10 protein-coding genes and 2 pseudogenes are annotated in these 12,785 nt (G+C 71.4%); 9 read left to right on the forward strand and 3 right to left on the reverse strand.

All coding sequences use genetic code 11. The features are described 5' to 3' along the window. Window positions 1-23 precede the first annotated feature (23 nt). Window positions 24-2,228 (reverse strand): (Fe-S)-binding protein, encoded by a 2,205-nt coding sequence (locus ER308_RS11620; RefSeq protein ID WP_131155142.1) that lies wholly within the window; start codon window positions 2,226-2,228, stop codon window positions 24-26. 170 nt (window positions 2,229-2,398) lie between these two features. Here ER308_RS11620 and ER308_RS11625 point away from each other — a divergent pair, with 170 nt between their 5' ends. The 6 genes from ER308_RS11625 to ER308_RS11645 all read left to right on the forward strand — a co-directional run bounded on the left by ER308_RS11625 (window position 2,399) and on the right by ER308_RS11645 (window position 7,561). Next, window positions 2,399-3,049, forward strand: a complete 651-nt coding sequence (locus ER308_RS11625) for a DUF192 domain-containing protein (protein ID WP_131155143.1) — start codon at window positions 2,399-2,401, stop codon at window positions 3,047-3,049. A 65-nt stretch (window positions 3,050-3,114) separates the two neighbouring features. After that, window positions 3,115-3,264: a hypothetical protein gene (locus tag ER308_RS21605; protein WP_165492024.1), complete on the forward strand. Its 150-nt coding sequence runs from the start codon at window positions 3,115-3,117 to the stop codon at window positions 3,262-3,264. 108 nt (window positions 3,265-3,372) lie between these two features. Further along, a complete protein-coding gene (gene dnaK / locus ER308_RS11630) occupies window positions 3,373-5,223 on the forward strand; it encodes a molecular chaperone DnaK (RefSeq protein WP_131155144.1) in 1,851 nt (616 codons plus the stop codon). Between the two features lie 69 nt (window positions 5,224-5,292). Further along, window positions 5,293-5,934 carry a nucleotide exchange factor GrpE gene (locus ER308_RS11635; RefSeq protein WP_165492025.1) on the forward strand — a complete coding sequence of 214 codons (642 nt, stop codon included), beginning with the start codon at window positions 5,293-5,295 and terminating at the stop codon, window positions 5,932-5,934. 2 nt (window positions 5,935-5,936) lie between these two features. Next, window positions 5,937-7,136, forward strand: coding sequence for a molecular chaperone DnaJ (dnaJ, locus tag ER308_RS11640; RefSeq protein WP_131155146.1), 1,200 nt, complete (start codon window positions 5,937-5,939; stop codon window positions 7,134-7,136). Continuing rightward, a complete protein-coding gene (locus ER308_RS11645) occupies window positions 7,136-7,561 on the forward strand; it encodes a heat shock protein transcriptional repressor HspR (protein WP_131155147.1) in 426 nt (141 codons plus the stop codon). Before dnaJ ends, ER308_RS11645 begins: the two co-directional genes overlap by 1 nt. 74 nt (window positions 7,562-7,635) lie before the next feature. On the opposite strand, the pseudogene ER308_RS22415 reads toward ER308_RS11645, so the two are convergent. Both ER308_RS22415 and ER308_RS23220 read right to left on the reverse strand, forming a co-directional pair. Then, window positions 7,636-8,157 (reverse strand): annotated as a pseudogene (locus ER308_RS22415) (EAL domain-containing protein); the annotation flags it as partial. Between the two features lie 64 nt (window positions 8,158-8,221). Next, window positions 8,222-8,563: pseudogene (locus ER308_RS23220) on the reverse strand (GGDEF domain-containing protein); the annotation flags it as partial. Between the two features lie 87 nt (window positions 8,564-8,650). Between ER308_RS23220 and clpB the strand changes: the two are divergent. The 3 genes from clpB (at window position 8,651) to ER308_RS11665 (ending at window position 12,781) form a co-directional block, all read left to right on the forward strand. Beyond that, complete coding sequence (gene clpB, locus ER308_RS11655; RefSeq protein WP_131155149.1) at window positions 8,651-11,290, forward strand: ATP-dependent chaperone ClpB; 2,640 nt, start codon at window positions 8,651-8,653, stop codon at window positions 11,288-11,290. 98 nt (window positions 11,291-11,388) lie between these two features. After that, window positions 11,389-11,952: a hypothetical protein gene (locus ER308_RS11660; protein WP_131155150.1), complete on the forward strand. Its 564-nt coding sequence runs from the start codon at window positions 11,389-11,391 to the stop codon at window positions 11,950-11,952. Between the two features lie 193 nt (window positions 11,953-12,145). Continuing rightward, window positions 12,146-12,781 (forward strand): hypothetical protein, encoded by a 636-nt coding sequence (locus ER308_RS11665; protein ID WP_131155151.1) that lies wholly within the window; start codon window positions 12,146-12,148, stop codon window positions 12,779-12,781. Window positions 12,782-12,785 lie beyond the last annotated feature (4 nt).

Here is a 12,785-nt window from a genome sequence, read left to right on the forward strand (position 1 = left end):
CGCGCGGCGGCCGGGTGGGGTCCTCAGCGAGGTCCGTCGCCGTCGTCCGCTCCCGGGGCGGTGTCCGCCTGGTCGGCCTCCCCCGGCGCGACCGAGGGATGCGACCCGTTACCGTTGACCTGCGCCACCGGGAGCATCGAGTCGGCGAGGATCTGGCTCACGTCGACCACCCGGACGTCGCCCTCGCCGAGCTCGCCCTTGCCGGTCTTGTCCTGGACGGCGTCGTCGAGCATCACCATGCAGAAGGGGCACGCGGTGGAGACGAGGTCGGGGCGCTGGTCGAGGGCCTCGTCGATCCGCTCGTGGTTGACGCGCTTGCCGATGTCCTCCTCCATGAAGAAGCGCGCGCCGCCGGCACCGCAGCAGAACCCGTGGTTGCGGCAGCGCGGCATCTCCACCTTCTCGAGCCCCTCGACCCCGTCGACGACCGCGCGCGGCTCGTCGTACTTCCCGTTGTGCCGGCCCAGGTAGCAGGGGTCGTGGTAGGTCACGCGCTTGGAGATCGGCTGCTCCGACGCGAGGCGGCCCTCCTCGACGAGCCGGGACAGCAGCTCGGTGTGGTGGATGACCTCGAAGTGCCCGTCGAAGTCCGGGTACTCGTTGCGGATCGTGTTGAAGCAGTGCGGGCAGGTGGCCACGATCTTCGTCGCCCCGACCTCGTTGAGCGTCTCGACGTTCTGCTCGGCCATCATCTGGTACAGGTACTCCATGCCGACCCGGCGCGCGGGGTCGCCGGTGCAGGTCTCGCCCGGCCCGAGCACCGCCCAGTTCACGCCGGCGGTGTTGAGCAGCTCGGCGACGGTGCGCGTGACCTTCTTCGCGCGGTCCTCGAACGCGCCGGCGCAGCCGACCCAGAACAGGTACTCGACGTCGTCGTCGAGCGGGCCGTCGGCGACCTGCACGTCCAGGCCCTCGGCCCACTCGAGCCGCTTCGACGAGCCCGCGCCCCACGGGTCGCCGGAGTTCTCGAGGTTGCGGAGCATCCCCGCGGCCTCCTCGGGGAAACTCGACTCCATCATCGCCTTGTAGCGGCGCAGGTCCATTATGTGGTCGACGTGCTCGATGTCGACCGGGCACTCCTCTACGCACGCGCCGCAGGTCGTGCACGACCATAGCACGTCGTAGTCGATGACCGGGCCCTCCTCGCCGGGCGCGTCGCCGACGAGCATCTGCTGCAGCACCGGCACGTTCTCGTGGCCGCCGGCGGCCTCGGCCTTCGACTCGTCGAGCAGGTACGGCCCCTTCGCGTAGAGGTGGTCGCGAAGGTCCATGATCAACAGCTTGGGGTTGAGCGGCTTGCCGGTGTTCCACGCCGGGCACTGGCTCTGGCACCGGCCGCACTCGGTGCACGAGTACATGTCGAGGAAGCGCTTGAACCCGAAGTCCTCGATCCTGCCGACGCCGAGCTCGTCGTCCTCGTCCATCTCCTCGATGTCGATCTTCTCGGACTCGAGCTTGCCGAGGCCCTTCGGGAAGCGGCTGAACGCGACCTGGAAGGGGATGGAGAAGACGTGCAGGTGCTTCGAGTGCAGCGTGAACAGCATGAACCCGACGAACACGGCGAGGTGGGCGAGCAGGAACACCGCGCCGAGCAGGTCGAGCACGGCCGGGTCGAGGTCGCCGAAGAACTGACCCATCCAGTTGGACACGAACGCGCCGTCGCCGTAGGGCAGCATGCCCTTGGCCGACCGCGCGCCGCGCAGCACGAGCGCGGTGTACAGCAGCGCGAACTCGGCGATCAGGACGTACCAGCCCTCGTCGAGGTTGGACCCGGCGAACCGCGACCCGCGCCCGGTGCGGTCGGGGTGCTGGGTGAAGCGGATGATCGCGAAGCCGATGATCGCCACCAGCACCAGGAGCGCGAACAGGTCCTGGGTGAACCCGAGCACCTCGGCGCGGACGGTGCCCGCGGGGAAGCCGGGGATGTGGAAGGCGGGGTCGAAGATCTCGCCGACGGCCTCGAGCGTCTTGGTCTGCAGGACGATGAAGCCCCAGAAGATCAGCGCGTGCAGCCAACCGTTGGCGTTCCACTGCAGGATCTTCTGCTGGGCGAGCACGTGGGTCACGAGGTACTTGACCTTTTCGCCCCACCCGTGCATGCGCTCGGGCATCGGCTGTGCGACGAAGAGCAGGCGCACGAGGAAGACGATCCGGCGTGCTGCAAGGCCGAGGCCGATCCCGAAGATCGCGATGCCGGCAGCGAGCCGAACGACGTCGAGCGTGTCCATCGGCGCTCCTAGAAGTCAGACCGGTACTGTCCGCAGGCTAGAGTCCGCGGCGCGACGGGTCGAACGATGCGGACGGGCGGCACGTCCGGCGTCCAGGGGTCCCCGCACCGGTGCGTCGGTCGCCGACCCCGTTCGGGGGCTTTGTGCGCGGAACGCGTATCGTGCCCGGTATGACGCGACGGCGAGTTCGCCCGCACGCCCGCGGCCGCGCCGTGCTGGGCGCGGCCGCGGGGGCGGGCGCGGTGCTGGCCCTCGCCCTCGCCGGCCTCGCGGGGTGCGCGACGGAGGGCGAGAGCTCGGAGGGTGCCTCGGGCGAGGAAGCCGCGGGGAGTGAGGGAGCCGCGGAGAGCGAGGGAGCCGCGTCCGACGGGGGGAACGAGGACGCCGCTGGTCCCGCGGGAGCACCCGAACCCGCCGACGTCCCCGACGAGGCCGAGGGCTGGCCGACGGACGACGTGGTGCTCACCGGTCCGGACGGAGCCACCGTCCCGCTGCACGTGTGGGTCGCCGACGACCAGGATCGGCGGGCGGTCGGCCTGATGGGATGGTCCCATCTGCCGGAGGGCACCGGGATGCTGTTCGAGTATCCCGCTTCCCGCGATGGCGGCTTCTGGATGAAGGGCGTGCGGTTCCCTCTCTCGATCGCCTTCGCGGACGACGCCGGCACGGTGACCGAGATCATCGAGATGGACGTGTGCGACGATGACCCGTGCCCGGTGCACGAGCCCGAGGGGCAGTACCGTCGCGCGCTCGAGCTCCCCCAGGGGCGGTTCCAGGAGCACGGGGTCGAGCCGGGATGGCAGCTCGAGGTGCGCGGGTGAGAGTGCCCCGCACGCCACGGTCCGAGGGTGACGAGGTCGGGAAGAGGTGGGGAAGGAGAGGGCAGATGGCGATCTGGCTGATGTGGGTGATCGCGATCGTCGTGGTGGTCCTGCCGGCCGTGCTCGCGGTGGCGTTCAACGGGCGCGATCGGGCGGACGCGCGGGGACGGCGAGTCGACCACCGGTGGCGCGCACCGCGAGTGTCGAAGCAATAAAATCTGAGTGTGACTGGCTCAACCATGTTGTTGCTGCCCGTCGCGAGGGGTAGGCTCGGGTTCGAGAACACGACGTCCCTGAGCGCCTGAGCGGCGCGGAGGTGGTACATGGCAAAGGCAGTCGGCATCGACCTGGGAACGACGAACTCGGTCGTCGCGACCATGCAGGGCGGCGAAGCCGAGGTGATCTCGAACGCCGAAGGGACCCGGACCACGCCCTCGGTCGTGGGCTTCTCGAAGTCCGGCGAGGTCCTCGTCGGCGAGGTCGCCAAGCGGCAAGCGGTCACCAACCCGGACCGGACGATCCAGTCGGTCAAGCGCCACATGGGCAGCGACTGGTCGACCGAGGTCGACGGGAAGACCTTCACGCCCCAGGAGGTCTCGGCGCGCATCCTGCAGAAGCTCAAGCGGGACGCCGAGAGCTATCTGGGTGACGACGTCACCGAGGCGGTCGTCACCGTGCCCGCCTACTTCGGTGACGCCCAGCGGCAGGCCACCAAGGAGGCCGGCGAGATCGCGGGTCTCGAGGTCCTGCGCATCATCAACGAGCCGACCGCGGCGTCGCTCGCCTACGGGCTCGACGAGCAGGACGAGCAGACCGTCCTCGTCTTCGACCTCGGCGGCGGCACGTTCGACGTGTCGGTGCTCGAGATCGCCGAGGGGGTCTTCGACGTCAAGGCGACCAGCGGCGACACCGACCTCGGTGGCGACGACTGGGACCAGGAGATCATCAACTGGCTCGGCAAGACCTTCAAGGACCACCACGGCGTCGACCTCCTGCAGGACAAGATGGCTCTGCAGCGCCTCAAGGAGGCCGCCGAGAAGGCCAAGCGCGAGCTGTCGACCACGAACGAGACGTCGATCAGCCTGCCGTTCATCACGGCGACGCAGGAAGGCCCGCTGCACCTCGAGGAGACCCTCACGCGGGCGCAGTTCCAGCAGATGACCGAGCACCTGCTCGAGCGCTGCAAGAAGCCGTTCCAGGCCGCGGTCAAGGACGCCGGCGTCGCCACCGGCGACATCGACCACGTGATCCTGGTCGGCGGCTCGACGCGCATGCCCGCGGTGATCGACGTGGTCAAGGAGCTCGCCGGCGGCAAGGAGCCGCACAAGGGCGTCAACCCCGACGAGGTCGTGGCCGTCGGCGCGGCGCTGCAGGCCGGGGTCCTCAAGGGCGACGTCAAGGACGTGCTGCTGCTCGACGTCACCCCGCTGTCCCTGGGCATCGAGACCAAGGGCGGGGTCATGACCAAGCTCATCGAGCGGAACACGACGATCCCGACCCGCAAGAGCGAGGTCTTCACCACCGCCGAGGACAACCAGCCCCAGGTGGAGATCCACGTGCTGCAGGGTGAGCGCGAGATGGCCGACGCGAACCAGTCGCTCGGCAAGTTCCAGCTCACCGACATCCCGCCGGCGCCGCGTGGCGTGCCCCAGATCGAGGTCACCTTCGACATCGACGCGAACGGCATCGTCAACGTGTCCGCGCAGGACAAGGCGACCGGCAAGGAGCAGTCGATGCAGATCACCGGTCAGACGGCCCTCCCCAAGGAGGACATCGATCGGATGGTCCGCGACGCCGAGCAGTACGCGGAGGAGGACCGCAAGCGTCGCGAAGCCGCCGAGGCTCGCAACAACGCCGACAACGTCCTCTACCAGACCGAGAAGCTCGTCAAGGACAACGACGAGAAGATCTCGGCCGAGAGCCGGGCGAAGCTCGAGGAGGCGCAGGGCAAGGTGCGCGACGCCCTGCAGACCGACGACTCCGAGCAGATCCAGTCCGCGACCGACGAGCTCATGCAGGTCAGCCAGGAGGTCGGCCAGGAGCTCTACGCGACCACGGGTGAGGAGGCCGCCGGCGCGGAGGCCGGCGGCGCCGGGACGGCGACCGACGACGAGGACATCGTCGACGCCGAGGTCGTGGACGAGGACGACGACGACAACAAGGGGTCGGCGTAGCCCATGGATGGGGATCCACGCCACGGACGCGACGAGTACGCGCGGCACGACCCGGGCGAGGAGCCTGACGTGACCGATGGCTCGGCCCGGCAGGAGCCGCCGCACGACGCCACCGGGGAGGCCGGTGCGCACGACCCGAGGGCCGAGGGCGCCGACGCGTCGTTCGCCGAGGGTGGCTCGGCCGGGTCCGAGCCACCCTCGTCCGGCGAGGCGGTCGACGGTGAGGCTGCCGCCGGTGGTGCGGACCCCGACGGCGAGCCCGTCGACGAGCTCACACGCGTTGCCGCCGAGCGCGACGAGTACCTCGACCTGCTCCGGCGCGAGCGCGCGGAGTTCGAGAACTTCCGCCGTCGCGTTCAGCGGGAGCGCGGCGAGGCGCTCGACAAGGGCGCGGAACAGCTCGTCGGGAACCTGCTGTCGGTGCTCGACAACTTCGGGCACGTGCGTCTCGGCGCTGAGGAGGCCGAGGACCAGCCGCTCGCCAAGGGCGTCGAGATGGTGTACCGGGAGCTGTGGGCCGCGCTGTCCGACGCCGGCCTCGAGGAGGTCCCCGGGGTCAGGGCGCCGTTCGACCCCGAGCACCACGAGGCGATGATGCAGGTCGAGGCCGACGAGGAGGTCGAGGAGCCGTACGTGGCCGAGGTGTTGCGGCCCGGCTACCGCTTCAAGGGGCGGGTGCTGCGGCCGGCCTCGGTGTCGGTGGCCCAGTAGCCATGACCCAACGCGACTACGTCGAGAAGGACTACTACAAAACCCTGGGGGTCTCGAAGGACGCCGACCAGTCCGAGATCTCCCGGGTGTACCGCAAGCTGGCGCGCGAGCACCACCCCGACGCGAACCCCGACGATCCGGACGCCGAGCAGCGCTTCAAGGAGATCAGCGAGGCCTACTCGGTCCTCTCCGATCCCGAGAAGCGCAAGGAGTACGACCAGGTCCGCAACCTGGTCGACAGCGGGGCGTTCCGCGGTGGTGGACCGGGCCCCGGCGGGGCCGGTCCGTTCGGTGCCGGGGGCGGGTTCCGGGGCGCGGAGACCTTCGACCTCTCGGACCTGCTCGGCGACCTGTTCGGCGAGGGCGCCGGCGCGGGCGGTAGCCCGTTCGGGGCCGGCGGGTCGACCCGCAGCCGCGGCCGGGCACGCACGCAGCGCGGCACCGACGTCGAGACCGAGCTGACGCTGTCCTTCGAGGACGCGATGGCCGGGGTGACGACGACGCTGCGGGTGGCCGGGCCCGCGCCCTGTTCGACGTGCCACGGCTCCGGGTCGCGGCCGGGGACGAGCCCGCAGGTGTGCGGCACGTGCGGAGGCCAGGGGCTGATCACGCGCGACCAGGGCATGTTCGGGTTCAGCGAGCCCTGCCCGTCGTGCGGCGGCAGCGGTCGCCAGATCACCGATCCGTGCTCGACCTGCAGCGGCAGTGGGCGCGAGACCCGCACCCGCGACATCCGCGCCCGCATCCCCGCCGGAGTCAAGGACGGTGCTCGCATCCGGCTCAAGGGCAAGGGCGCGCCGGGGGGCGGCGGCGGAGAGCCCGGCGACCTCTACGTGACCGTGCACGTCGCGGAGCACGAGTTCTTCGACCGCCGCGGGGACAACCTCGTCGTGCACCTTCCCGTCACGATGACCGAGGCGGCGCTCGGGACGAAGGTGCGGGTCCCCACGCTGGACGGCGCCGTGACGGTCAAGGTGCCCGCCGGCACGCAACCGGGCCGCACCCTCCGCGTGCGCGGCCGCGGTGCGCCCAAGTCCGGTGGCGCCTACGGCGATCTGCTCGTGGTCGTCGACGTGGTCGTCCCCCGCAAGCTGAGCCGCACGCAGAAGAAGATGCTCGAGGAGTTCGGTGCGACCGAGCAGGCCGACGAGCTGCGGGCGCACCTGGACGCCGCGGTGGCCGCTCGGGAGGAGGCGCACTGATGGTTGCGCGAGTTCGGCGGGAAACGGCGGTCTACATCATCTCGGTGGCCGCCGAGCTGGCCGGCGTGCACCCGCAGACCCTGCGCACCTACGAGCGCAAGGGCCTCATCCGCCCGTCGCGGACGGCGGGGGGTACGCGCCGCTACTCCGAGCGCGACGTTGAGCGGGTCCGTCTCATCCAGGAGCTCACCCAGGAGGAGGGCGTCAACCTCGCCGGAGTCCTGCGGGTCCTGCGGTTGGAGGAGGAGCTGGAGGAGACCCGCGAGCGGCTCACCGAGGCGCTCGCGGAGGTCGAACGGGTCCGCCGCGACGCCGAGTACGCGCTGCGCGAGCAGGCGCGGGCGCGGTCGGCCGAGATCGTGCTCTACCGTGAGCCGTCCACGGAGATCGAGCCGCACCGCACCGTGGGCCGCCGCCGGCGCTGACTCGGCCACGCCCGTCGGCTATCGGATGTCGCCAGCGGTGTCGGGACGCTGGCGGCTCGTCTCCGGCGGGCGGATCAGTCTCGGGCGGGCACCGTCTCGTGGTGGGGCCAGGGCCACCACTGCGACAGGCCCCGCACGACGGCCGGCAGCGCGGCGGGCTCCACCGGGCGCGCGAGCACGAATCCCTGAGCGCCGTGGCAGCCGATCGGGCGGAGCAGCTCGAGCTGCTCCTCGGTCTCGACGCCCTCGACGATCACCGGGGTGCGCAGCGCGTCGCTCAGCCAGGTGACCGCCCCGATGAACGCCGCCGCGTGCGGGCTGTCGATCAGGCTGCGGTCGAGCTTGATCTCGTCGAACGGGAGGAACTGCAGGCGCGTGAGGGAGCCGTGGCCCGCACCGAAGTCGTCGAGCGAGAGGCGGACCCCCACCTCCCGGACCGCGGCGAGGGTGCGGTCGACTGTCTCGGTCTGCTGCAGCAACGCGCTCTCGGTGATTTCGAGCGTCAACCGTTCCGGCGCCAGGTCGCCAGCCGCCAGGGTCGCGTCGAGTTCGGGCGCGAAGCCCTCGACGGCGAGCTCGCTGGCGCTGACGTTCGTCGACGCTGACGACCCGGTTCCCCCCGCCGCGCTTCGCCTCGTAGAGGGCGATGTCGGCGCGGGCGATCAACTCGGTGTGGGTGTCGTCCTTGTCGCCGGTGGCGATGCCCGCCGAGGCGGTCTGGCCTTCGGGCACCCGCCCGCGCAGGGTCTCGACCACCGCGAGAGCCTCGGCGCTCGAATGGCCGGGCAGCACGATCACGAACTCGTCACCCCCGTAGCGGGCGAGGGTCGCCTGCTCGGGAACGAGCTCGCGCCAGCGAGCCGCCAGCTCGGCCAGCAGCACGTCGCCGGCCCCGTGGTGGTGGACCTCGTTGAACGCCTTGAAGTCGTCGACGTCCAGCACGCTCACCGCCGCGACGCCGACGGTCATGTGCGCGACGGCCTGCCCCGGAGGAGAAGCCATGGGCGAGGGTAGGGCCGCTCCGACTTGAGCAACTAAGACTCAAGTTTTCTGCTGCGAGCACTGCGACGCCGCGCTAGGGTTGGGGCCATGGATGCGAACCGTTTGACCATCAAGGCCCAGGAGGCCGTCCAGCGCGGGTTCCAGCTCGCCGTGGAACGCGGGAACCCGCAGCTCGAGCCCGTCCACCTGCTCGTCGCGCTGCTCGACCAGCAGGACGGCATCGTGCCGCCGGTGCTGCGTCGCCTCGGCGGCGCTCCGGACGCGCTCCGCCAGGAGGCCGAGCAGGCGCTGGCCCGCTTGCCCCAGGCCAGCGGCGCGACGAGCCAGCCCGGCGCGTCCCGGGCCACGAGCCAGGCGCTCACCGAGGCCGAGCAGCGCGCCGAGTCACTCGGTGACGAGTACGTGTCGACCGAGCACCTGCTGCTCGCCATCGGCGAGGGGACCGACGCCGCGGCACGTGTGCTGCAGCAGGCCGGGGCCACCGGCGACGCGCTGCTGGCAGCGCTGCGCGAGGTCCGCGGCAACCAGCGGGTCGAGAGCCAGACGCCCGAGGACACCTACGAGGCGCTGGAGAAGTACGCGCGCGACCTCACCGAGGCCGCCGAGCAGGGCGAGCTCGACCCGGTGGTCGGGCGAGACGACGAGATCCGCCGGGTCGTGCAGGTGCTGAGCCGCCGCACGAAGAACAACCCCGTGCTCATCGGCGACCCGGGGGTCGGCAAGACCGCGATCGCCGAGGGTCTCGCCCAGCGCATCGTCGCCGGCGACGTGCCCGAGTCGCTCAAGGACCGTCGCATCGTCGCGCTCGACCTGGGCGCGATGATCGCGGGCGCGAAGTACCGCGGGGAGTTCGAGGAGCGACTCAAGGCCGTCCTCAAGGAGATCGAGGCCGCCGAGGGGCGGATGATCACCTTCGTCGACGAGCTGCACACGATCGTCGGTGCCGGCAAGGCCGAGGGCTCGATGGACGCCGGCAACATGCTCAAGCCCCTGCTGGCCCGCGGGAAGCTGCGCATGATCGGCGCGACGACCCTCGACGAGTACCGCGAGGTCGAGAAGGACAAGGCGCTGGAGCGCCGCTTCCAGCCCGTGCACGTCGGCGAGCCGAGCGTGGCCGACGCTGTCGCGATCCTGCGCGGCCTCAAGGAGCGCTACGAGGTCCACCACGGGGTGCGCATCACCGACGGTGCGCTCGTTGCGGCCGCACGCCTGTCCGACCGCTACCTCACCGAGCGCTACCTGCCGGACAAGGCGATCGACCTGATCGACGAGGCCACGAGCCGCGTGCGCATCGAGATCGACTCGATGCCCACCGAGATCGACGTCCTCGACCGCCGCGTCAAGCAGCTCGAGATCGAGCAGGCCGCGCTCGAGGGCTCGGCCGAGGACGACCCCGAGGCAGGCCAGCGGCGCGCGGCGATCGCCGACGAGCTCGACGACCTGCGCGGCGAGCTGGCCCAGCTCACCGAGCGCTGGCAGGCGGAGAAGGCGGCGATCGAGGTCATCCGCAGCCTGAAGGAGCGCATCGAGGGGCTGCGGGACGAGGCCGAACGCGCCGAGCGCGACGGCGACCTGCAGCGCGCGGCCGAGCTGCGCTACGGCGAGCTGCCGGCCGCCGAGCGGGAGCTCGCCGACGCCCAGCAACAGCTCGCCGAGCTGCAGGCCGAGGGCGCCACCCTGCTCACCGAGGAGGTCACCGCCGAGGACGTGGCCGAGGTCGTCGCGAAGTGGACCGGGATCCCGGTCGACCGCCTCATGGAGGGCGAGCGCGAGAAGCTCGTGCGCCTGGAGGACGTGCTGCGTGAGCGCGTGATCGGCCAGGAGGAGGCCGTGCAGGCGGTCAGCGACGCGGTGCGCCGCAGCCGGGCCGGCATCGCGGACCCGAACCGCCCGCTCGGGTCGTTCCTCTTCCTCGGGCCGACCGGGGTCGGCAAGACCGAGCTCGCGCGCACTCTCGCCGACTTCCTGTTCGACGACGAGCGGGCGATGGTCCGCCTCGACATGGGCGAGTTCCAGGAGAAGCACACCGTCAGCCGCCTCGTCGGGGCGCCGCCGGGCTACGTCGGCTACGAGGAGGGCGGTCAGCTCACCGAGCCGGTGCGCCGTCGCCCCTACTCGGTCGTGCTGCTCGACGAGGTCGAGAAGGCCCACCCGGACGTGTTCAACACGCTGCTCCAGCTGCTCGACGATGGGCGGCTGACCGACGGGCACGGGCAGACGGTCGACTTCCGCAACACCGTGGTCATCATGACCTCGAACCTCGGCAGCCAGTGGCTGCTGGAGGCCGACCTGCCCGAGGCGCAGATGCGCGAGCGGGTCATGGCGAGCGTGCGCGAGCACTTCCGCCCCGAGTTCCTGAACCGCCTCGACGAGCTGTTGATCTTCCACCGGCTCGACAAGGACCAGCTGCGCGAGATCGTCGACGTGCAGCTGCGCACCGTCGGCGAGCGGTTCGGCCAGCGCGACCTGGCTCTCGAGGTCAGCGAGGCCGCCAAGGACTGGCTCGCCGAGCGCGGCTACGACCCCGTCTACGGGGCCCGACCGCTCAAGCGCACGCTGCGCAAGGAGCTCGAGGATCGTGTCGCCCTCGCGCTGCTCGACGGGTCGATCACCGAGGGCCAGGCGGTGCGCGTCGACGTCGGTCACGACGCCCTCGTGATCGAGGGCGTCGACACGGCCGAGCCCTCCACCGGGGAGCCGAGCGCCCTCGCGGCCGGGCACGACTAGGGTCCGGCGTCCCCGCGACCGTCCGTTCGGCGGTGGGGCTCGCGGGTCGACCCGCCCGACGTCTGCGAGCATGCGTGCGACGACGTCGGGAGTGCGAGATGGCCGAACTCCGCAGGACCACGGGCGAGCGCCCCACCCCGCAGGGGCCGATCATCACGCGGGGCTACGAGGTCGTCGAGGACGGCGAGCCGCGCCCCCCTGCCCGGCTGGCGCCCGAGGCGTTCGACGAGATCGCCGTGGTCGACGTGCAACCCGCCTCCCCCGAGGAGCGGCAGGCGATGGCCTTCCCGGCCTTCGGGGTCGACCGGACCGTGACGCTGCGCACCGTCGAGGTCGCCGACGGGCGGCAGGTGGAGGTGCTCGACGCGGACGGGCAACGCCGAGCGGGCCGGATCGTTCCCGAAACGGCCGCGGCCACCGCCGAACTGCTCGCCCAGCGGCCCGACCTCGCCACCTGGGTGGTCCGTGAGGAGCTGGGCGAGACCGGGCGCACCGGTCTCGCGGTCGCGATCAGCCGTCCCGAGCTGCAACCGCAGCCGCTCGCCCGCCCGGCGCAGACCGGGGCGACCGGCGGGCTCCGAGCACTGCTCGCCGATCGGCGCGTGTGGGTCGCGGTGGGCCTGGCCGTGGTGGTCGCGATCGCGGTGCTCGTGACCGGATAGCCGGCGCCCCCGCCTCTCGACAGGCGGCGGGCGAGGCCTCCGGTGGGCTCTCCAGGCGGGTCGTGGACGGGCCGGTGGCCCGTAAGGGGACACCCTCGGGACAGAATCGGGACAGCGATCCGCTTTACTGTCCGTACCCGCAGCCGTACTGGTGGGTGCGGGCGGGCGGGGACAACCGGCGGGAGGGTGACCTGTGCGGAGGCGTTTAGTGTTCGGGGCGGTGTTCGCGGCGCTCGCGCTGCTACTCGCCGCGTGCGGGAACATGGTCGAGTCGCTTACCGAGCGTGCGGTCGGTGAGGCACTGTCCGATGACGAGCAGGACGTCGACATCGACTTCGACGAGGGCGTCACCGTGACCGGCGAGGACGGCGAGCAGAGCGAGGTCAGCTTCGACGAGGAGTCGGGGGAGCTCTCGTTCTCCGGTGAGGACGGGGAGATGACGCTCGGGGGCGGCGAGTTGCCCGACGAGTTCCCCGACGAGTTCCCGCTGCCCGAGGGCGCCGAGGTTCTCGGTCAGCAGACCCAGCGGGACGACGACGGGTTGAGCCTCTCCGTGCAGCTGGCGGTCGACGCGCCGTTCGAGGAGACCGCCGGACCGCTGCGCGACGAGGTCGAGGCGGCCGGCTGGGACGTCGACGAGGGCGAGGGTCACGACGCCGGCGAGACGCTCGAGCTGGACGGGCAGGCGGTCGAGGGGCCGGAGGCCGACGTCTACGCCCTGGCGGGCCACGGGTTCGACGACGGTGTCCTCGTGATCCTCGACGTGAGCGACGACGAGGGCGACTCCGGTGTCGTGTTGCAGGTCGGGTTCGAGCGGGATGAAAGGTGAGGGG

It is taken from the genome of Egibacter rhizosphaerae (genome assembly GCF_004322855.1).
GTDB classification, from domain to species: domain Bacteria; phylum Actinomycetota; class Nitriliruptoria; order Euzebyales; family Egibacteraceae; genus Egibacter; species Egibacter rhizosphaerae.

Excerpts from the sequence above, each read along its gene's own strand:
- ER308_RS21605 (WP_165492024.1), top strand. The coding sequence starts at position 3,115 with ATGGCGATCTGGCTGATGTGGGTGATCGCGATCGTCGTGGTGGTCCTG.
- ER308_RS11645 (WP_131155147.1), top strand. The coding sequence starts at position 7,136 with ATGGTTGCGCGAGTTCGGCGGGAAACGGCGGTCTACATCATCTCGGTG.
- ER308_RS11660 (WP_131155150.1), top strand. The coding sequence starts at position 11,389 with ATGGCCGAACTCCGCAGGACCACGGGCGAGCGCCCCACCCCGCAGGGG.
- dnaJ (WP_131155146.1), top strand. The coding sequence starts at position 5,937 with ATGACCCAACGCGACTACGTCGAGAAGGACTACTACAAAACCCTGGGG.
- dnaK (WP_131155144.1), top strand. The coding sequence starts at position 3,373 with ATGGCAAAGGCAGTCGGCATCGACCTGGGAACGACGAACTCGGTCGTC.
- clpB (WP_131155149.1), top strand. The coding sequence starts at position 8,651 with ATGGATGCGAACCGTTTGACCATCAAGGCCCAGGAGGCCGTCCAGCGC.
- ER308_RS11620 (WP_131155142.1), bottom strand. The coding sequence starts at position 2,228 with ATGGACACGCTCGACGTCGTTCGGCTCGCTGCCGGCATCGCGATCTTC.
- ER308_RS11625 (WP_131155143.1), top strand. The coding sequence starts at position 2,399 with ATGACGCGACGGCGAGTTCGCCCGCACGCCCGCGGCCGCGCCGTGCTG.